Annotated in this window: 16 protein-coding genes; 6 read left to right on the forward strand and 10 right to left on the reverse strand. The window is 71.1% G+C overall.

The window, feature by feature from the left end; translation table 11 throughout:
- Positions 1-172 precede the first annotated feature (172 nt).
- From AB0B72_RS15260 to AB0B72_RS15275, 4 genes are all read right to left on the reverse strand, one after another.
- A complete protein-coding gene (locus tag AB0B72_RS15260; protein WP_367739354.1) occupies positions 173-1,642 on the reverse strand; it encodes a glycosyltransferase family 39 protein in 1,470 nt (489 codons plus the stop codon).
- Positions 1,643-1,700: 58 nt separating this feature from the next.
- The gene (locus tag AB0B72_RS15265; protein WP_367739355.1) at positions 1,701-2,075 is read right to left on the reverse strand and encodes an FKBP-type peptidyl-prolyl cis-trans isomerase; all 375 of its coding nucleotides are present in this window, start codon (positions 2,073-2,075) and stop codon (positions 1,701-1,703) included.
- A 216-nt stretch (positions 2,076-2,291) separates the two neighbouring features.
- Positions 2,292-3,074 (reverse strand): general stress protein, encoded by a 783-nt coding sequence (locus tag AB0B72_RS15270; protein WP_367739356.1) that lies wholly within the window; start codon positions 3,072-3,074, stop codon positions 2,292-2,294.
- Positions 3,075-3,143: 69 nt separating this feature from the next.
- Entirely contained in the window at positions 3,144-4,583 is a 1,440-nt protein-coding gene (locus AB0B72_RS15275) for a GuaB1 family IMP dehydrogenase-related protein (RefSeq protein WP_367739357.1), read from the reverse strand.
- Positions 4,584-4,690: 107 nt separating this feature from the next.
- On the opposite strand from AB0B72_RS15275, the gene AB0B72_RS15280 reads away from it, so the two are divergent.
- Positions 4,691-5,164, forward strand: a complete 474-nt coding sequence (locus tag AB0B72_RS15280; RefSeq protein ID WP_367739358.1) for a GyrI-like domain-containing protein — start codon at positions 4,691-4,693, stop codon at positions 5,162-5,164.
- Here the strand turns inward: AB0B72_RS15280 and AB0B72_RS15285 are convergent.
- Together AB0B72_RS15285 and AB0B72_RS15290 are read right to left on the reverse strand one after the other, a co-directional pair.
- Entirely contained in the window at positions 5,128-5,811 is a 684-nt protein-coding gene (locus AB0B72_RS15285; RefSeq protein ID WP_367739359.1) for a nitroreductase family protein, read from the reverse strand. The two genes, AB0B72_RS15280 and AB0B72_RS15285, sit on opposite strands and share 37 nt — an antisense overlap.
- A complete protein-coding gene (locus AB0B72_RS15290) occupies positions 5,811-6,932 on the reverse strand; it encodes a CaiB/BaiF CoA transferase family protein (RefSeq protein ID WP_367739360.1) in 1,122 nt (373 codons plus the stop codon). Before AB0B72_RS15290 ends, AB0B72_RS15285 begins: the two co-directional genes overlap by 1 nt.
- Before the next feature lie 75 nt (positions 6,933-7,007).
- On the opposite strand from AB0B72_RS15290, the gene AB0B72_RS15295 reads away from it, so the two are divergent.
- The 3 genes from AB0B72_RS15295 to AB0B72_RS15305 all read left to right on the forward strand — a co-directional run bounded on the left by AB0B72_RS15295 (position 7,008) and on the right by AB0B72_RS15305 (position 10,833).
- Entirely contained in the window at positions 7,008-7,985 is a 978-nt protein-coding gene (locus AB0B72_RS15295; RefSeq protein WP_367739361.1) for a 2-hydroxyacid dehydrogenase, read from the forward strand.
- Positions 7,986-8,176: 191 nt separating this feature from the next.
- Entirely contained in the window at positions 8,177-9,547 is a 1,371-nt protein-coding gene (locus tag AB0B72_RS15300; protein WP_367739362.1) for an FAD-binding protein, read from the forward strand.
- A 26-nt stretch (positions 9,548-9,573) separates the two neighbouring features.
- Positions 9,574-10,833 (forward strand): class I SAM-dependent methyltransferase, encoded by a 1,260-nt coding sequence (locus AB0B72_RS15305; protein WP_367739363.1) that lies wholly within the window; start codon positions 9,574-9,576, stop codon positions 10,831-10,833.
- 48 nt (positions 10,834-10,881) lie between these two features.
- Here the strand turns inward: AB0B72_RS15305 and AB0B72_RS15310 are convergent, their stop codons facing one another.
- Positions 10,882-12,408 carry a long-chain fatty acid--CoA ligase gene (locus tag AB0B72_RS15310; protein WP_367739364.1) on the reverse strand — a complete coding sequence of 509 codons (1,527 nt, stop codon included), beginning with the start codon at positions 12,406-12,408 and terminating at the stop codon, positions 10,882-10,884.
- Positions 12,409-12,616: 208 nt separating this feature from the next.
- Here AB0B72_RS15310 and AB0B72_RS15315 point away from each other — a divergent pair, with 208 nt between their 5' ends.
- Complete coding sequence (locus AB0B72_RS15315) at positions 12,617-13,891, forward strand: cytochrome P450 (RefSeq protein ID WP_367739365.1); 1,275 nt, start codon at positions 12,617-12,619, stop codon at positions 13,889-13,891.
- Between the two features lie 24 nt (positions 13,892-13,915).
- Here AB0B72_RS15315 and AB0B72_RS15320 read toward each other — a convergent pair whose 3' ends face one another.
- The 3 genes from AB0B72_RS15320 to AB0B72_RS15330 form a co-directional block, all read right to left on the reverse strand.
- On the reverse strand, positions 13,916-14,563 hold the full coding sequence (locus AB0B72_RS15320; RefSeq protein ID WP_367739366.1) for a hypothetical protein: 648 nt from the start codon (positions 14,561-14,563) through the stop codon (positions 13,916-13,918).
- A 151-nt stretch (positions 14,564-14,714) separates the two neighbouring features.
- Positions 14,715-15,986 carry a hypothetical protein gene (locus AB0B72_RS15325; protein ID WP_367739367.1) on the reverse strand — a complete coding sequence of 424 codons (1,272 nt, stop codon included), beginning with the start codon at positions 15,984-15,986 and terminating at the stop codon, positions 14,715-14,717.
- A 677-nt stretch (positions 15,987-16,663) separates the two neighbouring features.
- Positions 16,664-18,142 carry a hypothetical protein gene (locus AB0B72_RS15330; protein WP_367739368.1) on the reverse strand — a complete coding sequence of 493 codons (1,479 nt, stop codon included), beginning with the start codon at positions 18,140-18,142 and terminating at the stop codon, positions 16,664-16,666.
- A 443-nt stretch (positions 18,143-18,585) separates the two neighbouring features.
- Here AB0B72_RS15330 and leuS point away from each other — a divergent pair, with 443 nt between their 5' ends.
- A complete protein-coding gene (gene leuS, locus AB0B72_RS15335; protein ID WP_367739369.1) occupies positions 18,586-21,048 on the forward strand; it encodes a leucine--tRNA ligase in 2,463 nt (820 codons plus the stop codon).
- The last annotated feature ends 60 nt before the right edge of the window (positions 21,049-21,108 follow it).

Raw genomic sequence — 21,108 nt, forward strand, 5'->3', positions numbered from 1 at the left:
TCCCGTGAAGGCCACGTCGAGCTGTGGCGCCGGCCGACGGTGTCGACGCGGCGACTCCGCTCTCCCGGATCATCGATCCCCCCGCCGGGGCAGTCAAAGACCGGGGCCCGTTCTCGGAGTCAGGGCAGCTCAGCGGCTGAAATTTTCAGCCGCTGAGCTCACGGGCACGGCCTCAGCTGTAGTGGCGCGCGGCCGGCCACAGCTCCTTCCAGGACGAACGGGGGTCGTGGCAGACGGTGATCGGGGCGCCCTGCTCCTCGCCCGGGAGACCGTCGACGTCGCCGGCGGCGTCGCACCGGGCGAAGACGGTGGACAGGTCGCGCCGCGGGTAGCCGACCGCCACGACGACCCGCGTCCCCTCCGGGGGCGGGCCCTGCCACCACAGCTCGTTGTGGCCGCTGTAGACGGGCGGCAGCCCGAGCGGGCCCGCCCACCGGTCGAGCGCGCCCGCCTCGCCGTAGTTGCCCGCGAGCAGGACGGCGCCGCGCCGATCCTGCTCGGGCAGCGCGCGCACCACCCCGGCGACCTGTACGGCAAGCTGCTCCATGCCCACGGACTCGGCGGACACCTCGTTGATCCCCGCCACCGGGGTGTCTCCCAGCGACGCCGCGGGGATGACCGGCAGCGCGATCACGACCGCGACGACCGCGCTGACGGCCAGCGCCGCCACGAGCACGCGGCGAAACCGCCAGCCGGCGGCGCTGACGCATCCGGCGGCGAACAGGTAGAGCAGGAACGCCCCGACGTAGTCGGGGCGGCCCCCGGAATAGAGCGTCAGCGCGCACGCCAGCGGATAGGCGATCGCGAGCGCGCGCACCCGGCGGTCCCGCCACATCCGCAGCCAGCCCGCCACGGCGACCACCGCCTGCGGCGGGCCGAGCAGCAGCACCTGAAGGGGCACGAAGGCGATCCGGTTGTCGGTCCCCTCGTCGATCTTGAGCGCCTCGGCCATCTGGAACTGCGGCCAGTCGTGCGTCACCTGGTAGACCAGGTTGGGGGAGGCGATGGCGATCGCCAGCACGGCGCCGATCCACAGCCGCCGGTCCCTGAGCACCTCCCGCGGCCCCGCCACGAGGATGCCCACCCCGATGGTGCCCAGCAGCATGGCGATCAGGTCGCGGTTGTAGGTGGCGATCCCCGACAGGATCCCGATCGCGATCCAGTACCGCCCGTCGCCCCGCAGCAGCACGCGCAGCAGGCAGAGGGTGACGGCCGTCCACAGCACCAGGTCGGGAGTGAGGGTGAGCAGCGTGTGCCCGGCGATCAGGGGCAGCACCCCGGTCGCCGTCCCCGCCGCCGCCAGGGCCTGCGCCGTACGGTTCCCCCCGAGCTCCCGGGCGACGAGGGCGATGAGCAGGATCAGCACGCCGGCCGAGAGCGCGGGGACCACCCGGAGGGCGGTCACCGAGTCGCCGAACAGGGCCGTGGAGAACCGGGCGATCATCGGGGTCATCGGAGGCGTGTCGAAGTACCCCAGCTGGGGGCGTTCACCCAGCATGCGGAAGTACAGCTCGTCGCGGTGATAGCCGTACCAGGGGCTGACCGCCAGCAGGACGGCGGTGGTCGTCAGCGCGACGGCGGCGGGGAACCGGGGGAGCCGGGGAAGCCCGGTGTCCCGGGGGGCCGCGGTGATCGTGGTCACCGGAACATCATGTCCTCATGGGCCCGCCCGGGACACCGTAAAAGCACCTATTTCGTGATCAGCTGACGCCGAGCAGGTCCACGACGAAGATCAGAGTCTCGCCCGGCTTGATGCGGTCGCCGGCGCCGCGGTTACCGTACCCGAGGTGCGGCGGGATCGTGAGGCGGCGACGGCCGCCGACCTTCATGCCCGCCACGCCGCGGTCCCATCCCGCGATGACCCGGCCCCCGCCCAGCGGGAACTGGAACGGCTGCCCGCGGTTCCACGACGCGTCGAACTCCTCGCCCGAGGAGAACGCGACGCCGACGTAGTGCACGGTGACGTTCTGCCCCGGCTTGGCCTCCGGCCCGTCCCCCTCGACGATGTCGACGATCTCAAGGTCCGCGGGCGGCTCGCCCTCGGGAAAGTCGATCTCGGGCTTGTCCTGTGCCACGTGGTTCTCCTGTTGTCCGCGCGCCGGGCGTTCCGGCCGCCGCATGACTTTACCGGGGGCCGCCGCGCGAGGACGCCCTCCTCGCCACTGTGGGGAGAAGGGCGTCGCATGACGGGCTTCACCGACCCCGGGAGCCGCATGTCCGAAGCCGCATGTACGCAGCCGTGTGTCTACGGGCCGGTGTGTCCATGGGCTGGGGTGTCTGCAGGCGGATGCCTAGAGACGGCGCCCCCGCACCGCGTCGGCGTCCTCGGCCCGTGCCTCCTCAGCCCGTACCTCCTCGGCGCGTGCTTCTTCAGCGCGCGCCTCCTCCACCTGCGCGTCCTGGGCGCGCTGTTCCTCTGCCCGCAGCTCGTCCGGCCGCAGCTCGTCCGGCCGCGCGTCACCGGCCGGCGCGTCTGCCGCCCGTACGGCCGCGTCGTCGTGCGGCGCGGTCACCGGCGTCGTCGGGAGGCCGGCCGTCGGCGTGGTCACGGGGCCGGCGGACGGCGGCCGCGGCACGACCACGGTGTCGGCGGGCTGGATCCCGCCCTGCAGGAGCGCCTGGGCCTGGTCCAGCATGGCCGACGCCACGAGAACGTCGTAGCGCCCCGCCACCAGCGAGCTCCTCGACGAGAAGTCGCGGGTCCCGCCCTGGAAGGCGTGGCTGGTGAACCCGAAGGCGGCGCCCGCGATGGCCCCCCACAGGATCGACCAGAGGACGAGCCCGACGAACGAGGTGGTCGTCGAGGTGAACAGCCCGAGGAACAGGCCGACGATGAGGCCGAACACGGCTCCGCTGATCAGGCCCATGAGGGCGGCCCTGCCGTTGGTGAGCCGCCCGGTGACGGTCTCCTCCAGGCGCAGGTCACTGCCGACGATCGCCGCGGTCTCCACGGGGAATCCGGCGTCGGACAGCGTGTCCACGGCCCGTTGCGCCGCCGCGTAGTTGTCGTAGCTCACCAGCAGCCGGCGGTCGATCACCGCCGGGCCCGGCCCTTGGGCAGGGGAATCGAACATGATCGCCTCCGCGGGTAGTCCGTTCGTTACGTGCAGGCACTACCCGCGGAGCGGCCGATATGCGTGAGATCACCAGCTCTGGTGGAGAGGCATGCCTTCCGTGTAGCCGGAGGCGCTCTGCACCCCGACGACGGCCCGCTCGTGGAACTCCTCCAGGCTGGTGGCGCCCGCGTACGTGCACGAGGAGCGCAGCCCGGCGACGATGGCGTCGATCTGGTCCTCCACGCTGGGCCTCGCGGGGTCGAGATACATCCGCGAGGTGGAGATGCCCTCCTCGAACAGCGCCTTCCTGGCCCGCTCGAAGGGCGTGTCCTCCGCGGTGCGCAGCCGTACGGCCCGCGCCGAGGCCATGCCGAAGTTCTCCTTGTACTTGCGGCCGTCGGCCGCCGTCCGGGTGTCGCCCGGCGACTCGTACGTCCCGGCGAACCAGGAGCCGATCATGACGTTCGACGCGCCGGCGGCGAGGGCGAGCGCGACGTCGCGGGGGTGACGCACCCCGCCGTCGGCCCAGACGTGCCGCCCCAGCCTGCGAGCCTCGGCCGCGCACTCCGCCACGGCGGAGAACTGCGGCCGCCCCACCCCGGTCATCATCCGCGTCGTGCACATCGCGCCGGGCCCGACGCCGACCTTGACGATGTCGGCCCCGGCCTCGACCAGGTCGCGTACGCCCTCCGCGGTCACCACGTTGCCCGCGGCGACGGGGACGGCCGGCCCGAGCGCCCGCACGGCCCGCAGCGCGCTGATCATCTTCTCCTGGTGCCCGTGCGCGGTGTCGACCACCAGCAGGTCGATCCCGGAGTCGAGCAGCTCCTTCGCCCTGGCCGCCACGTCGCCGTTCACGCCGACGGCGGCGGCCACCCGCAGCCGCCCGCGTGAGTCGACGGCGGGCTGGTACAGCGTGGACCGCAGCGCCCCCGTGCGGGTCAGGATGCCGACCAGCCGGCCGTCGGAGTCGACGACGGGGGCCAGCCGGTGGCGCCCCTCGTGCAGCGCCTCGAACGCGGCCTGGGGGTCGGAGCCGCTCGGGAGCGTCTGCGGCGAGGGGGTCATCACCTGGGAGAGCTGGGTGAACATGTCCACGCCGTGGCAGTCGGCCTCGGTGACGACGCCGACCGGCCGGTTCTCCCAGTCCACGACGATGACGGCGCCGTGGGCCCGCTTGGGCAGCAGGTTGAGCGCCTCGCCCACCGTGTCGTGGGGCGTGAGCGTGATCGGGGTGTCGTGGACGAGATCGCGGCCCTTGACCCAGTCGACGACGCCGGCGACCACGTCGATGGGGATGTCCTGGGGGATGACGGCGAGGCCGCCGCGGCGGGCGACGGTCTCCGCCATGCGACGGCCGGCGACGGCCGTCATGTTGGCGACGACAATGGGGATGGTGGTGCCGGTGCCGTCGACGGTGGACAGGTCGACGGCCAGCCGCGACCCGACGGAGGAACGCGACGGGATCATGAACACGTCGCTGTACGTGAGATCGTAGGGCGGCGTCACATCATTGAGGAATCGCACGTTTGTCCAGCCTACGTTGTGATCGGTCACTATCCGGCATTCCCGGCCACGGCCGGTCCGAGACCGGGGACGCGGGATACATTGACCTCGCCCCGAGAGGAGAAGCTGTGATCATCGTTGACCGGCCGGAGGTGCTCGTCGTCGGCTACGCCGTACGGACGACCCATGAGGCGGAGGCCGACCCGGCCCGCGCCCAGCTACCCGGTCTGTGGGCGCGCGCGGGAGCGCCCGGGGCCTTCGCGCACGTGCCCGGCCGCGCCGACGAGAACCTCTACGCGGTGCTGACCGACTACGAGAGCGCGGAGCGCGGGGCGTACACGCAGGTGGTGGGCATCGCCGTGCACACGGCGGCGCGGCTGCCCGAGGGCATGGTGGCGGTGCGGGTCCCCGGGGTCCCGGCGATGCTGTTCGAGGCGCGGGGCCCCATGCCGGGCGCCCTGGCCGAGGCGTGGCAGCAGGCAGGCAAGCACGCCGAGTCGGGCGCCGCGCCGGCTCGCGCCTTCACCACGGACCTGGAGGTCCACCATCCGGGGGGCGCCGACCTCTACGTGGCCGTCCTGCCGTCGTTCGGCGACACCTGACCGGGGCTCCACAAAGGCTCCGCGGTCGTGAACCCGGCGGGCTCGCCCCACCGGTTGCGATGAGTGGCCTCATGGGCGGGCCGGCGAGGGGCCACGCCCCAGCGGCCGGTCGGGTAGCCGAAGGTGACCGTGCAGGCGAGCTGCCAGCCCTTCCCCTCTGGCACGCCGAGGATCCGCATGGCCTCCTCGGCGTGGAAGAGCCCCAGCACGGTCGTGAGGGCGGTGCCGATCCCGAAGGCACGGGCGGCGAGCTGGGCGCTCCACACGGAAGGGAAGATCGAGCCGCCGCCGGGGTCGTTCCTGGTGAAGGCGAACAGCAGCAGCGGGTAGGCCTCGAAGTGGTCCGCCAGATGCTGCGCCGACCTCAGCACGCTCAGCGTCCCGGCGTCGCCGGCGGCCTCCGCCTTCTCCCGCATGACCTTGTAGTGCCCCTCGAACAGCACGCCCAGCGCCTGCCGGTAGAGCGGCCCGAGCGCCGCCTTCTGGCCGGGATCGTCCACGAGGAGGAACCGCCAGCCCTGCGCGTTGCCGCCGCTCGGCGCGCGCACGGCCGCGTCCATGATCTGCTCCTGGACGTTCAGGGGGATCGGGTCGGGCTTCACCCGGCGCATCGCCCGGGTGGTGTAGAGAGCCTCGAACAGGTCCATCAGGCCAGCACTCCCGCCTCGCGAAGCATCGTGGTCTCCTCATCCGGCAGTCCCCAGCCGGTCAGGTCGCGCAGCCGGGTGGCGGGGGCGAGATCGCTCCGGCCGCTGCCCAGCAGGCGCGGCGCGGGCGCCGGCTGCGGCACGCCGCCGACGTCGACGAACGTCCCGCGCGCCTGGTTGTGCGGGTGCCCGGCGGCCTCCCCGGGCTCCAGGACCGGTGCCACGCAGGCGTCGGAGCCGTCGAAGACGGCCTCCCACTCGGCCCGCGTCCTGGTGCGGAACGCCTCTGCGAGCCGCTCACGGATCAGCGGCCAGTTGGCCCGGTCATCGCGGTCCGGCAGGCCGTCCAGGCCCATCCGGGCGACCATCTCCTCCCAGAACCGGGGCTCCAGCGCGCCCACCGCCAGGTGGCCGCCGTCGGCCGTCTCGTAGGTGTCGTACATCGGCGCGCCGGTGTCCAGCAGGTTCGTGCCGCGCGGGCCCCAGAACCCGCCGGCCACCCCGCCGTAGAACATGGCGAACAGCAGCGCGGCGCCGTCCACCATGGCGGCGTCGATCACCTGGCCCCTGCCGGTGCGCTCCCGCTCGAACAGCGCGAGCACCACCCCGTACGCCAGCATGAGCCCGCCGCCGGCGAAGTCGCCGAGGATGTTGATCGGCGGAGTGGGCCTGTCGCCGGCCCGGCCCAGCATCGACAGCACGCCGGCCACGGCGATGTAGTCGATGTCGTGCCCGGCGGCATGCGCGAGCGGGCCGTCCTGCCCCCAGCCCGTCATACGGCCGTAGACGAGGCGCTCGTTGACGGCCAGCAGGTCGCCGGGCCCTATGCCCAGCCGTTCGGCGACGCCCGGCCGGAACACCTCGATCACCACGTCGGCCCGCGCCGCGAGCCTGCGGAAGGCGGCGACCCCGTCAGGCGACTTCAGGTCGAGCCCGATCGTGTGCTTGCCCCGGTCCATGACGTCGCGGCGTGGCTCGTCGGTGACGGCCGCCACCCTGTCGACCCGCAGCACGTCCGCGCCGTGGTCGGCCAGCATCATCCCCGCGAACGGCCCGGGGGCCAGGCCCGCCAGCTCCAGCACCCGTATCCCCGCGAGCGGGCCCTTCCGGGGCTCGTCCATGCGCCTCTCCTCGTGCGTCATCTCCGTACCGAGGGTCAGTAGAACATACTTCTGTCACCTGGCAGACTCTCGGGCGTGACGTGGAAGGTTCTCGCACTGCCGCCGCTCCCCGAGGACGCCCTGCGCGGCCTGCTCGCCGATCTCGCCGGCCGGGTGGAGGTGGCCGTCCCGGCCCGGCGCGATCGCGCGGCCCTGCTGGAGACCCTGCGGGACACCGAGATCGTCGTCGGCGACTGGAGCGGCGCTCTCGCGCTCGACGAGGAGGCCGTACGGCTCGCGCCGAGGCTGGCCTTCGTCCAGCAGCCGTCGGTCGGCGTGGACGGCCACGACCTGGCCGCGCTCGCCCGGGCCGGCGTGCCGCTGGCGAACACGGCAGGCGTCAACGCCGTCGCGGTGGCGGAGTGGTGCCTGGCGGCGGCGCTCGCGCTGCTGCGCCACCTGGTGGAGGGCGACAGGGAGATGCGGGCGGGCGGGTGGCCGCAGTTCGCCCATCAGCGCCGCGAGCTCGCCGGCTCCCGGGTCGGCGTCGTCGGGTTCGGCCCGATCGGGGCGGCCTGCGCCCGGATGTTCGGCGCCCTCGGCTGCCCCGTGTCCTACTGGTCGCGCTCGCCCAAGCCCGAGTCGTACGGCGCGGCGTACCTGGACCTGGACGAGCTGGTCGCCTCCAGCGACGTGCTGGTCCTGGCGGTGCCCCTGACGGAGGAGACGCGGGGCCTGCTCGGCGAGGCCCGGCTGGGACGGATGCCGCGGGGATCGGTCCTGGTCAACGCGGCCAGGGGCGGCGTCGTGGACGAGGGAGCCCTGCTGGCCGCCCTGGAGTCGGGCCACCTCGCCGGGGCCGCGCTCGACGTCTTCGACGCCGAGCCTCCGCCGGCGGGGGATCCGCTGAGGTCCTGCGCGACGGTGCTGCTGTCGCCGCACGCCGCCGGCGTCACTCCGCAGGCCACCGCCAGGCTCCTGCGGTGCGTGCTCAGCAACCTCACGGCCGCCCTCGACGGGCGCCCGGTCGCGAACGTGGTCAACGGCGCGGATCCCCTTGTACGCCGCCGTTAGCGCGATGGGGAGGGGGCGCCGGAAGTGGAGATCGGCGGCAGGATACGATCGGCGCTGCTGAAACGCGCCCACCCGGACGCAACGGGGATTCCAGATAGTTTTCGCGTGCGTAACGTGTCTACTCTGGTCTGCGAAGTTCTCCGGGGATAGCGTGCCTAGAGGCGATCTCTACGATCCATGGGGGTGGTGTCATGCCAGAGCGCACGGCCAGTATGACCGCCCATAGGAAGGCTGTCGAGCAGATCAGAGAGTCGTACGCGGCCATTCCCGAGGACGCGGCGCCTCGGCTGGGCAAGGCCACGACGAACCTGTTCCGCTTCCGCACGCCTGCCAAGACGGCCACGCTGTCCGCCCGCGACCTGGACCAGGTGATCCAGGTGGACCCGGCGACCATGACGGCCGAGGTCCAGGGCATGACCACGTACGAGAACCTGGTTGACGCGACGCTGCCGTACGGGCTCATGCCCTTCGTCGTGCCGCAGCTCAAGACGATCACCCTCGGCGGCGCCGTCACCGGTCTCGGCATCGAGTCGACCAGCTTCAAGGACGGGCTGCCGCACGAGTCGGTGGAGGAGCTGGAGATCCTCACCGGTGACGGGCGGATCGTGGTGGCGCGGGCCGACAACGAGTACGCCGACCTGTTCCACTCCTTCCCGAACTCCTACGGCACGCTGGGCTACGCGCTGCGGATCCGCATCAAGCTGGCCCGCGTCAAGCCGTTCGTCCGCCTGACCCACCTGCGGTTCACCGACGCCGACAAGTGCATGCTGGCCATGCAGGAGATCTGCGAGAGCCGCGAGCACGACGGCGAGCCCGTGGACTTCGTCGACGGCACCTACTTCGCGCCCGGCGAGATGTACGTCACCGTCGGGACGTTCGCCGACAAGGCGCCCTACGCCTCCGACTACACCGGCATGCGGATCTACTACCAGTCGATCCGCAGCCGGACCCGCGACTGGCTGAGCATCCGCGACTACCTGTGGCGCTGGGACACCGACTGGTTCTGGTGCTCGCGCGCCTTCGGCGTGCAGCAGCCGCTGGTCCGCTCGGTCCTGCCGCGCCGCTGGCTGCGCTCCGACGTCTACCGCAAGCTGGTCGGCCTCGACCAGCGGTACGGCCTGACGGCGCGCTTCGACCGGTGGCGCGACAACCCGGTGCAGGAGTCGGTGATCCAGGACGTGGAGGTGCCGGTCGAGCGGGGGGCCGAGTTCCTCGACTTCTTCCACGACCAGGTCGGGATGGCCCCGGTCTGGATGTGCCCGCTCAAGGCGAGCGGGGAGTGGTCGCTCTACCCCCTGGAGCCGGGGCGCCTCTATGTCAACTTCGGCTTCTGGGGAATGGTGCCGTTGCCGCGCGGCCAGTTCGACGGGTACCACAACCGGCTGATCGAGCGGGCGGTCCACGCGCTCGACGGCCACAAGTCGCTGTACTCCACGTCCTATTACGGACGTGAGGAGTTCTGGCGGCTTTACAACGGGGATGCCTACTGGCCGGTGAAGCGCTCGTACGACCCGGGCGGCCGGCTGCTCGACCTGTACGACAAGTGCGTCCGGGGTAGGTAGGCGTCAAGCATGTCGGGAGAGGTGCAATGACTCTTGCGGAGATCTTCGAGAAGATCGTGGGTCCTGACGCGGGCGTCCAGCTGGTCGCCTATGACGGCAGCAAGGCGGGCCCGGAAGACGCGGACATCCGGATCGAGGTGAAGACACCCATCGCGGTGGCCTACCTCGCCCAGGCGCCCGGCGAAATGGGGCTCGCGCGGGCGTACATCTCAGGACATCTCGATGTCCACGGGGACATGTACACCCTGCTCGACCGCATGTGGTCCCTGACGCTCAACGACCTGCCGCTCAGCGAGAAGATCGCCGCGATCCGCGCGCTCGGGACCAAGCCGCTGCTGATGCGGGTTCCGCCGCCGCCGCAGGAGGTCCGGCGCAGCGCGCTGGCCCGGCTGGGCAGCCGCCACGCCAAGCAGCGCGACGCCGAGGCGATCCACCACCACTACGACGTCTCCAACCGCTTCTACGAGTGGGTCCTCGGCCCCTCCATGGCCTACACCTGCGCCGTCTTCCCGTCGCAGGACGCCACGCTGGAGGAGGCGCAGTTCGCCAAGTTCGACCTGGTGGCCAAGAAGCTCGGCCTGGAGCCGGGCATGCGGCTGCTCGACGTCGGCTGCGGCTGGGGCGGCATGGTCATGCACGCCGCCCGGGAGTACGGCGTCAAGGCCCTCGGCGTGACCCTGTCGCGGCAGCAGGCCGAGTGGGCGCAGAAGGCGATCGCCGAGGCGGGCCTGTCCGAGCTCGCCGAGGTCCGCCACATGGACTACCGCGACGTTCCGGAGACCGGCTTCGACCGGATCAGCTCGATCGGCCTCACCGAGCACATCGGCAAGGACCAGCTCCCGTCGTACTTCTCGTTCCTGTACGGCAAGCTCAAGCCGGGCGGGCGGCTGCTCAACCACTGCATCACCCGCCCGACGGGCAAGGAGAAGACCTTCAACAAGGGCGGGTTCATCAACCGGTACGTCTTCCCCGACGGCGAGCTGGAGTCGGTCGGCCACCTCGTCCGCGAGATGGAGGACATCGGCTTCGAGATCCGCCATGAGGAGAACCTGCGCGAGCACTACGCGCTGACCCTCCGCGAGTGGTGCGCCAACCTCGACGCCCACTGGGACGAGGCGGTCCAGGAGGTCGGCCGCGGCACCGCCAGGGTCTGGCGGCTCTACATGGCCGGATGCGTGGTCGGCTTCGAGCGCAACAAGGTGCAGCTCCACCAGGTGCTCGGCGTGAAGCTCGACGCGCAGGCCTCGGCCCATGTGCCCCTGCGCCCCTCGCTCGACTGGCCGTGACCGGGGTCCCGCCCGTCCCCGCCGCACGGCGGGGACGGGCGGGCCGGCTCAGCGCAGCTCGCGCTTGAGGATCTTCCCGGTGGCGGTCATCGGCAGGGAGTCGCGGAACTCGACGATCCGCGGGTACTTGTGGCCCGCCATCGTCTCGCGGCACCACGCCACCAGGTCCTCCTCCGTGACGGCGGCGTCCGCGTGGCGGATGACGTACGCCTTGACCTCCTCGCCGTGCGACTCGTGGGGCACTCCGACGACCGCGGCGAGCGACACCGCCGGATGCGTCAGGAGAACCTCCTCGATCTCCCGGGGGTAGACGTTGAAGCCGCCCCGGATGATCATGTCCTTGGCGCGGTCGACGATGTAGTAGTAGCCGTCCTCGTCGCGCCTGGCGATGTCGCCGGTGCGGAACCAGCCGTCCCTCATGACCTGCGCCGTGTCCTCGGGCCTGTTGTGGTAGCCCTTCATGATGTTGTGGCCCCGGATGGCGATCTCACCGAACTCCCCGGCCGTGTTCCAGTCGTCGTCGATGAGCTTCATCTCGACGCCCCAGACGGGCGTGCCGATGGATCCGGCCTTGGCCGGCCTGCCGATCTGGTTGAACGAGGCCACCGGGGAGGTCTCCGACAGGCCGTAGCCCTCCAGGACGCCGACGCCGAACGTGGCGGAGAAGTCCTTGAGCACCTCGACCGGCAGCGCCGAGCCTCCGGCGGCGGCGGTGACCAGGCTCGCCGGCGCCGCCCCCGCCCCGTTGTGCACCGCCGTGAGCAGCGCCCAGTACATCGTCGGCACCCCGGCGAACAGCGTGACGTTCTCCCGGCCCATCAGCGTCAACGCCTCGACCGGCTCGAATCTCGGCATCAGCACCAGGGCGGCGCGGCGCCGGAACCCGGCGTTCATGATCACGGTCTGCCCGAAGGAGTGGAACAACGGCAGCGCCGCGAGGTAGACGTCCTTGTCCTGCCGGGGGAACATCTCGTCGCTGATCATGGCGTTCATCAGCATGTTCTGGTGGCTGAGCTCGGCGCCCTTCGGCCGGCCGGTCGTGCCGCTGGTGTACAGGATGACCGCGGTGTCCTCGGCCGACGTCTGCACGGTCTCGAACTCGCCGGAGACGCCGTCGAGGGCCGCCCACAGCGTCTCGCCGTACGGCGACTCGGTGGCGGACGCGGCGGCGGGCAGCACGATGAGGTGCTCAGCGCCGTCCACCTGGTCGAACCCCGCGCGGCCCCGCTCGCCCAGCGGCAGCTCCGGCGACCCTTCGAAGCAGAACAGCGCCCTGGCCTGGGAGTCCTCCAGGTGGTAGGCGATCTCGCGGGCTTGGAGGAGCACGTTGAGCGGGACGACCGTCGCCCCCGCCTTGAGGATGCCGAAGTAGACGAAGGGGAAGTACGGCAGGTTGGGGCAGGACAGGGCCACCTTGTCGCCCCTGCCGATGCCCCGCGACACCAGCAGGTTCGCCACCTGGTTGGCGACGGTGTTCACGAGTGAGTACGGCAGGCGGAGGTCGCCGAAGACGACGGCGGTGCCATCCGGGTTCTCCCTGGCGCTGTCCTCCAGCACGACGGACAGGTTGAGCATCTGCCGCTCCTCACCGGGCCCTCGGGCCACGAACATACCAACCGGTAGGTGCCTCAGCGTAATGGGTGGCCCTGCTCCGTGGAATGATCCCTTTGCCCACCTTGACGCGTCTTGGACGGCCGGTCACCGTGCTGCGAGATGACCACACTGCGGGATGCTGTGGCAGAATTTAACCGAATAAGGTTCTAATCCCTCGAGAGGACCGACCATGACGCGGCCCGCGGAGCGCAGCCCCATCGGATCGCCGGCGGACATCGACCTGTCTGACTGGGACTTCTGGGCACGGCCCCCGCAGGAGCGGGAGCACGCGTTCCGGCTCCTGCGCGCCCTCGACACCCCGGCCTTCTTCGCCGAGCCGGAGGTGCCGTTCATCGACGGACCCAAGGGCCTCGGCTATCACGCGCTCGTCCGGCACGCGGACATCCTGGAGGCCAGCCGCAACCCGGAGGTCTTCAGCTCGGGGAGCGGCGGCGCGACGAACATCGTCGACATGCCCGCCGAGTTCACCGAGTACTTCGGCTCGATGATCAACATGGACGACCCCCGCCACGCGCGCCTGCGGCGGATCGTCTCACGGGCCTTCACTCCGAAGATGATCAAGCAGTTCGAGCGCGACGTCGAGGTGGCCGCCACGCGGATCGTGGACGATCTGCTGGAGAAGGGGAGCGGCTGCGACTTCGTCACCGAGGTGGCCGCCCGGCTGCCCCTGAAGATCATCTGCGACATGATGGGCATCCCGGAGCGCGACTACGGGTTCGTCTTCGACCGATCCAACGTCATCCTCGGCGCCTCGGACACCGAGTACGTCAGCGCCGGAGAGGACATCGCCACCGCCGTGCTCACGGCCGGGATGGAGCTGCAGCAGCTCGTCCAGGACCTCGCCGCCCACCGGGTGGGCAACCCGACGGACGACCTGACCTCGTCGCTCGTCAACGCCAACATCGACGGCGAGCAGCTCACCGGGCAGGAGCTCGGCTCGTTCTTCATCCTGCTCGTCGTCGCCGGGAACGAGACCACCCGCAACGCCATCTCGTACGGCATGCGCCTGCTGACGCTCAACCCCGGCCAGAAGCGGCTGTGGCTGGAGGACGTCGACGGGCGGGCGCCCGGAGCGGTCGAGGAGATCGTGCGGCTGGCCTCACCGGTCAACTACATGCGCCGCAAGGTCACCCGCGACCACGTCATGAACGGCAACCAGTACCGCAAGGACGAGAAGGTCCTGCTGTACTACTGGTCGGCCAACCGCGACGAGAGGGTCTTCCCCGACTCCCTCCGGTTCGACATCCTCCGCGACCCCAACCCGCACGTCGGGTTCGGCGGCCCGGGGCCGCACTTCTGCCTCGGCGCCCATCTCGCCCGCCGCGAGATCACGGTCATGTTCCGTGAGCTGCTGCGCCGGGTCCCGCAGATCGAGGCCGGCGAGCCGAAGCGGCTGTTCTCCAGCTTCATCAACGGCACCAAGCACATGACCTGCGAGTTCTGACACGGCGGGCGGCATCCGGATCGGTCAGCCGTCGCCCGGGATGAGGGTCGGGCCGGCCTCCCCGACGACGCTCAGAGGCGCCGGGCCGTACCGTCCGCGCAGCGCGGACGCCGCCTTGGCGACGTCGGTCGTGCCCACCTCGACGCGGGTGCCGTCGGGGCGCACGGCGACCGAGGTGATGGTGATCCCCCGCCGCCGCCAGTGATCGACGTCACCCCGCACGTGTCCGGCCAGGGCGTTCAGCTCCCGGGCCGCGTGTGGCGCGTTCCGCACCTCCACGGGGATTGCGGCGAACGCTGTCCGGAGTGCGGCGTCGAGCGCGGCGGACGGCCGCCGGTAGACGATCAGCCCACGTCCGGACGGGTCGAACACGACGCCCGCGTAGTGGTCGGGGAAGCTCCTGCGCAGGGTGGCGTCGATCCGGTCGGCCGCCGCGGCCAGCTCCACCTGGTCGCCGCCGGAGCCGGCGCCGCCGGTGGGGGCGGGGGCGTCGCCGCCCGGACCGGGCGAGGCGCAGGCGGTCACGGCGGCGAGGAGGCATCCGAAGACCACCGCCCCCAGCAGGCCGCGGGCCCCGCGTACGGCCGCGCCGAGGACGGCGCCCATGGCGGGGCCGGGTACGCCGTCCACGGCGGCCGCCGGGCCCCCGCTCAGGTCATGAAGCCGGTCCATGTCGGCCACCTTCCTGCCGGAGCGTGCCCCGCCTGGCGGGGCCGCTCGCCTGTCGCAAGCGTAGGGTCGTGACGCGCTGAGGCGGGGCCGGTGCGTCGCACCGGCCCCGCTCGACGCCGAGCCGGGAGGCTCAGGCCTAACCGTTGATCGTTTAACCGGTGATGATGGAGATGCCCGGGAACGCCGCGGTCGCGTTGCTCCACGGCGAGTAGTACATCCGCCAGGCGCAGATCCGGCCGGTGGTCACGTAGCCGGTGCACGGGACGGAGGTGCTGGAGTCGATGGCGGTGTTGACGCCGGCGGCGTACACCTGGCTGGTGTTGGCGGAGTTGACGACCTCCACCGAGCCGCCGCTGTCGCCCTGGCCGACGGCGTTGGTGTGGGCGAGCTGCTCGGCCCGGACGACGCCGCTGATCAGGTAGCCGACGTTGATGGTCACGCCGGTCTGCTGGACCTGGATGTTGCAGTCGGTGCCGGAGTACGCGCCGGAGGTGCAGACGTACATGCCGACGTAGCTGCTGGTGGTCCCGATCACCGGGTTGCTGTACTCGGTGGCGACGCTGCCGACGGGGTTGTTGAAGACCCGGCCCGCGGCGGACGTGTTGATCAGCAGCACGTCGAGGCCGTTGTTGTCGGAGGTGATGCCGCCGATGACCTCACCGGTGGGGTCCGTGGCGGTCTGGCCCACGTCGCCGCAGTGACCCGCCGACAGGATCTTGCTGGATCCGCCGTACGACACGGCGAAGCCGGTGGAGCAGCCGCCGCCGGTGCTGGCGTTGCGCCAGGCGCCGCCTCCCCACCACGGAGGAGAGTCGTTCCAGCGGGTGGCCAGCGACGGGCTGACGCCGGCTTCCACGGTGATGGGAACGGTCTCGCTGGAGACCGCCGAGCGGGCCCTGCCCACGTCGAGACCGGTCACCGTGAGCCCCGAGCCGTCGGGACGGGCGGCGATGGAGGTGATCGCGCTGCCCGCCCTCTTGGCGATCCGCGACGTCACGGTCGCGAGCTCGCGCGCCGAGTGGCGTGCGGGCAGCAGGCTCACGGCGACGTCGCCGCGCAGCTCACTGATGAGGCCGTTGACGGACTTGGGCGCCTGGCCCTTCCAGTAGACGCGCAGCTCGCTCTTCTCGGGTGCGAGGACGATGCCGGCGTAGCCGCTGCGGGCGTCCTGCTGTGCCGTGGCGGAGATCCGGTCCGCGGCGCGGACGAGCCGCTCCTGGGTGGCGAGGAGATCCTTCCAGGACGCGAAGCCGCCGGGCACCGCGCCGCCAGGCTCGATGGCCTCCGTGCGGTTGTCCTTCCCGGGGTCCTGCGCGGCGGCGGTGCTGGTGCCGCCGAGGGCGGCGAGGAAGAGGCCGGCACCGAGCGCGGTCGCGAGGCGGGCGAAGCGGTTCACCCGTCCTGCGGTGGGGGGGAATTTCACGAAGGTTTCCTCCTTGACGTTCGCTCTGACAGATATGTGTATTTCATGAAAAAAGGGCCCGATCAACGCCTTGACGCCTTTGTGCACGATTGATATCGGGCATTTGTTAGCTGACGCATTCGAGCGTTGCGGGTGGGAGGTATCCGTTTCGCACGGCCTGTACGGCCTGGCGTGGGAGGGTGCGGCCTGGGGCGGGAGTTCGGCACGAGCCGAATCCCGTTATTACGGAGCGATTTCCCGATGGACGGGTCGTATGGAATGATCCGTGTCCCTTAATAGGGGAGACGGGAGTGTCCTGTTGATATCGGACTATGCCATTCGCCGCATATGGGGTGTCGTCAATGCGGCTCCGCGCGCCGTCAACAGCGGCGCCCTCGCGGTCTGCGGCGCCGAACGTCCGCACCGACCAGTCGGTATGTGGGTCGGACGCCGTGGTCACGGCCAGATGCCGGGACAGACGTGTCCGTCACCGTCCACACGAACGCCACCACAACCCGTGGTGAACCGCTGTGAGCTTTGCCACTGCGGGCGGGCGGCTGCGAGCCGGGCGAAGTGCTCGATGAGGCGCGCCCGGCCGCTCGTGGGACACCGAGGGCCGGGCGAAAAAGCCGCCACCCGGCCCTCGGCAGGCGTCGGCGACCCGTCGTGATGAGGCGGCCCGTGCGCTCCGGCGGGGGTCAGCCTGCGGCGGGACGGATCGAGCGGAAGACGGTGGTGATGTCGGGAAGCAGATCGTCCTTCAGCGCCGGCACCGCCATGTACACGATGGCGGGAACGTCGCCGCCGGTGTTCATCGCCGCCACGACGACCGTGGTCTCCTCCTTGTCGGCGGTGACCTTGTACGCCGCCAGCAGGCCGGTGAGCCCGTTGCGGGACAGGCGCTGCTGCGCGGTCTTGGTCACCTTGTTGCCCTTGGGGAACAGGGACTGCCGCGCCTGGTACATGACCGCGCTGATGACCGGCCCCAGCTTGTCGGGCGAGGTGTACTTCACCGCGAGCTGCTTCTGCAGCGGCCCCGACATGACCTGCGCGAACTCCGGCTTCCCCCGCGTCGTCATCCCGGCGGAGACGTACTGGCGGGTGGCGAAGCCGTACGTCGACCGGATGCTCTGGGTGTCGGTGTCGGCCTTCCACGGGCCGCCGAGCCGGGGCAGCTTGATGCCGGCGGCCTGGTCGGTCACCACGCCGTTCACGGGTGAAGGGGTGCCCTTGTACGTCGGCAGGGCCGGGAACTGCGACTGCGGCCTGGTGGTGGGGGCCGAGGAGGAGGGCGGCGTGGAGGACTCCGGGGCGGCCGAGGGGTCGGTCTTGCCGCTGGAGCTGAGCGGCCCGGCGAGGAACGCCCATACCAGGGCGCCGACGAGCGCCACGACCACCGAGACGATGAGGGCGTACAGCCAGAACGGCCTGCCGGGCTCCTCCTCGTACTCGTCGATCGCGCGGTAGTTCTCCCCGAAGACGGTGTTCCACAGCTCCTGCTGCCGGTGCGCGGGCGGCGTCTTCGGGCCGCTGATCTGCCCCGCCGTGACGAACGGCTTGAAGGGGTCGTCGGCGCGCGGCGGGGACTGCGGCTGCGCGTACCCCTGCTGTTGCGCGTATCCCTGCGGCGGGGCGTATCCCTGCGGCTGCGCGTATCCCTGCGGGCCCGGCGCTGCTTGGGGCTGCGGCGCGGGTTCCGGCATGGGCTGGGCGTGCGGCATCGGCTGGTGCGGGTGCGCGGGCGCCTGCGGCATGGCCTGTGCGGACGCCTGCGGCATGGCGTGCGTGGATGCCTGCGGCATGGGCTGGGCGTGCGGCATCGGCTGGTGCAGGTGCACGGGCGCTTGCGGCATGGCCTGTGCGTGGACGGGCTGGGGTGCCATGCCGAACGCGGCGCCCGGCGCGGCCCCGGTCATGCCAGGTCCCGTCATGGGGCCGGTCATGGGGCCGGTCATGGGGCCGGTCATGGGGCCGGTCATGGGGTTGGCCATGGGTCCCGTCATAGGGCCGGTCATGGGGTCCAGCGTGGGGCCCGTCGCGGGGTCCAGCGTGGGCGCCGCCTCCACGAAGGAGCGGACGGTGGGAGTGAAGGAGGAGGCCGTGGGGACCTCAGGCCATGCCGGCGGGACCTCCGGCCAGGAGGTCGCTCGCTGGGGTTCGCTGTGGTCCGAGGGCACGGCACCTCCCGAGTTCATGCCCGGATTGGGGGTGCCTGGCATGATCTCATGCGCCGTGGGGGGCGCCGCAGCGAAACCAGGGAATGCCCCGCGAAACTGCTCGCCCGTGGGGTCGGTGGGCGGGTCCTGCATCGGCAGGTCTGCCGGCGGGAAAGAGTTGGCCACGGCGACGACAGTAAACTAAAGGGACATTCTCGGTCACAACGGAACTATCACGCTCGCGTATCGTCGTCTGACTCGCGACGTCAGCCCCGTGATCGGTCGGCGTCCGGTTGCCACCCTGCGCTAGGCTTGACGCGCGTGCCGCCACCCTGCTTCGGGCCGGGTGTCCCTGGACACCGGCGAGCCGATCGCGGAGACGCCGGTCACCCTCGTGTGATAGCGAGGGGCTTCGTCGTGGACGGGCACCCCGATTCGTGTGATCCAGCCGCGAGGAGTAGAAAGTGGACGAGCCGGTGTACGACCCCCAGGCGCTGCAGGCCAAGTGGCTGCCGCGATGGGAGGAGCTGAACGCCTTCGCCGCCGTGGAGGACGAGGCGGACACCAGGCCGCGCAGGTACATGCTCGACATGTTCCCCTACCCCTCCGGCGACCTCCACATGGGTCACGGCGAGGTCTTCGCCATCGGCGACGTCGTCGCGCGCTACTGGTTCCAGAAGGGCTACAACGTCCTGCACCCCATCGGGTGGGACTCCTTCGGCCTGCCCGCCGAGAACGCCGCCATCAAGCGTGACGCCCACCCCGCCGAGTGGACGTACGCGAACATCGACACCCAGGCCACCTCGTTCAAGCGCTACGGCGTGTCGTTCGACTGGTCGCGACGCCTGCACACCAGCGACCCCGAGTACTACCGGTGGAACCAGTGGCTGTTCAACCGGTTCTACGAGCGGGGTCTCGCCTACCGCAAGGGCGGCCTGGTCAACTGGTGCCCGGTCGACCAGACGGTGCTCGCCAACGAGCAGGTCGTCGCCGGCCGGTGCGAGCGGTGCGGGGCCGAGGTCGTCCGGCGCGAGCTCACCCAGTGGTACTTCAAGATCACGGACTACGCCGACCGGCTGCTGGAGGACATGGCGCAGTTGGAGGGCGGCTGGCCGGAGCGCGTGCTGACGATGCAGCGCAACTGGATCGGCCGTTCCACCGGCGCAGACGTCCGGTTCCGGATCGAGGGCCGCGACGAGCCGGTCACGGTCTACACCACACGGCCCGACACGCTGTACGGCGCGACGTTCTTCGTGGTGGCCCCCGACGCGCCGCTGGCGGAGGAGCTCGTCGCCCCGGAGCAGCGCGAGGCCCTCGCCGTCTACCGGACCGAGGTCGCCAAGCTCTCCGACATCGAGCGGCTGTCGACCGAGAAGGACAAGACGGGCGTCTTCCTGGGCGCCTACGCGATCAACCCGGTCAACGGCGAGCGCCTGCCGGTGTGGGCGGCCGACTACGTGCTGTCCGACTACGGCCACGGTGCGATCATGGCGGTGCCCGCCCACGACCAGCGCGACCTCGACTTCGCGCTGAAGTTCGGCCTGCCGGTGCAGGTCGTGGTGCACACCGGCCTGGCCGACCCGGGCGAGACCGGTGTCGCCACTCCTGGCGAGGGCACGCTGGTCAACTCCGGGCCGCTGGACGGGCTGACCAAGACCGAGGCCATCGCCAAGATCGTCGAAGTCCTGCAGGAGCGGGGGACCGGCACCGCGGCCGTCAACTACCGGCTGCGCGACTGGCTGCTTTCCCGGCAGCGGTTCTGGGGCACCCCCATCCCGATCATCCACTGCCCCGACTGCGGTGAGGTGCCCGTACCGGACGACCAGCTCCCGGTCACGCTGCCCGACCTGCGCGGCGCCGACCTGAAGCCCAAGGGTGTGTCGCCGCTGGCCGCCGCCACCGACTGGGTCAACGTCAGCTGCCCCAAGTGCTCGGGCCCCGCGCAGCGGGACACCGACACCATGGACACGTTCGTCGACTCGTCGTGGTACTTCCTGCGGTACACCGACCCGTCGTACACCGACGGGCCGTTCGACGTGGAGCGGGTCCGCAAGTGGGGCCCGATCGACCAGTACGTCGGCGGGGTCGAGCACGCCGTGCTCCACCTGCTGTACTCGCGGTTCTTCACCAAGGTCCTGCACGACATGGGCATGCTCGACTTCACTGAACCGTTCATGCGCCTGCTCAACCAGGGACAGGTGATCAACCAGGGCAAGGCGATGTCCAAGTCGCTGGGCAACGGCGTCGACCTCGGCGAGCAGATCGACGCGTTCGGCGTCGACGCCGTACGGCTGACCATGGTGTTCGCCGGGCCGCCCGAGGACGACATCGACTGGGCCGACGTCTCGCCTGCGGCGTCGCAGAAGTTCCTGGCCAGGGCGTTCCGCGTGATGACCGAGGCGGGTGCCGCCTCCGCCCCGGGCGCCGACTTCTCGGCGGGCGACCTGGAGCTTCGCAAGGTCACCCACCGGACCATCGACGAGGTCACCCGCCTCGTCGAGGGCTACCGGTTCAATGTCGCGGTGGCCCGCATGATGGAGCTGACCTCCGCCGCCCGCAAGGCCATCGACACCGGCCCCGGCGCCGGCGACCCCGCCGTCCGGGAGGCCGCCGAGACGCTGGCGATCATGCTGTCGCTGGTCGCGCCGTACACGGCGGAGGAGGGCTGGGAGCGGCTGGGCCACGCGCCTTCGGTGGGACGCGCCGGTTGGCCGTCCGCCGAGGCCGCCCTGCTGGTCCAGGACTCGGTCACGGCCGTCGTCCAGGTCGCGGGCAAGGTCCGCGACCGGCTGGAGGTCTCCCCGGAGATCTCCGATGCGGACCTGGAGGCGCTGGCCCTGGCCTCCGACAAGGTCCGGCCGTACCTGGACGGCGCGCCCCGCAAGGTGATCGTGCGAGCGCCGAAGCTCGTCAACATCGTCCCGTGAGCCGACGTTGACGGCCGTCCGCTCCAGCGGACACAATGACGCCCGAGCCGAAGACTGACA

It is taken from the genome of Microbispora sp. NPDC049125, from assembly GCF_040802045.1.
In the GTDB taxonomy this organism is placed as follows: domain Bacteria; phylum Actinomycetota; class Actinomycetes; order Streptosporangiales; family Streptosporangiaceae; genus Microbispora.

Excerpts from the sequence above, each read along its gene's own strand:
- AB0B72_RS15270 (WP_367739356.1), bottom strand. The coding sequence starts at position 3,074 with ATGTTCGATTCCCCTGCCCAAGGGCCGGGCCCGGCGGTGATCGACCGC.
- AB0B72_RS15285 (WP_367739359.1), bottom strand. The coding sequence starts at position 5,811 with ATGGACCTGTTCGAGGCTCTCTACACCACCCGGGCGATGCGCCGGGTG.
- AB0B72_RS15290 (WP_367739360.1), bottom strand. The coding sequence starts at position 6,932 with ATGGACGAGCCCCGGAAGGGCCCGCTCGCGGGGATACGGGTGCTGGAG.
- AB0B72_RS15300 (WP_367739362.1), top strand. The coding sequence starts at position 8,177 with ATGCCAGAGCGCACGGCCAGTATGACCGCCCATAGGAAGGCTGTCGAG.
- AB0B72_RS15305 (WP_367739363.1), top strand. The coding sequence starts at position 9,574 with ATGACTCTTGCGGAGATCTTCGAGAAGATCGTGGGTCCTGACGCGGGC.
- AB0B72_RS15310 (WP_367739364.1), bottom strand. The coding sequence starts at position 12,408 with ATGCTCAACCTGTCCGTCGTGCTGGAGGACAGCGCCAGGGAGAACCCG.
- AB0B72_RS15315 (WP_367739365.1), top strand. The coding sequence starts at position 12,617 with ATGACGCGGCCCGCGGAGCGCAGCCCCATCGGATCGCCGGCGGACATC.
- AB0B72_RS15320 (WP_367739366.1), bottom strand. The coding sequence starts at position 14,563 with ATGGACCGGCTTCATGACCTGAGCGGGGGCCCGGCGGCCGCCGTGGAC.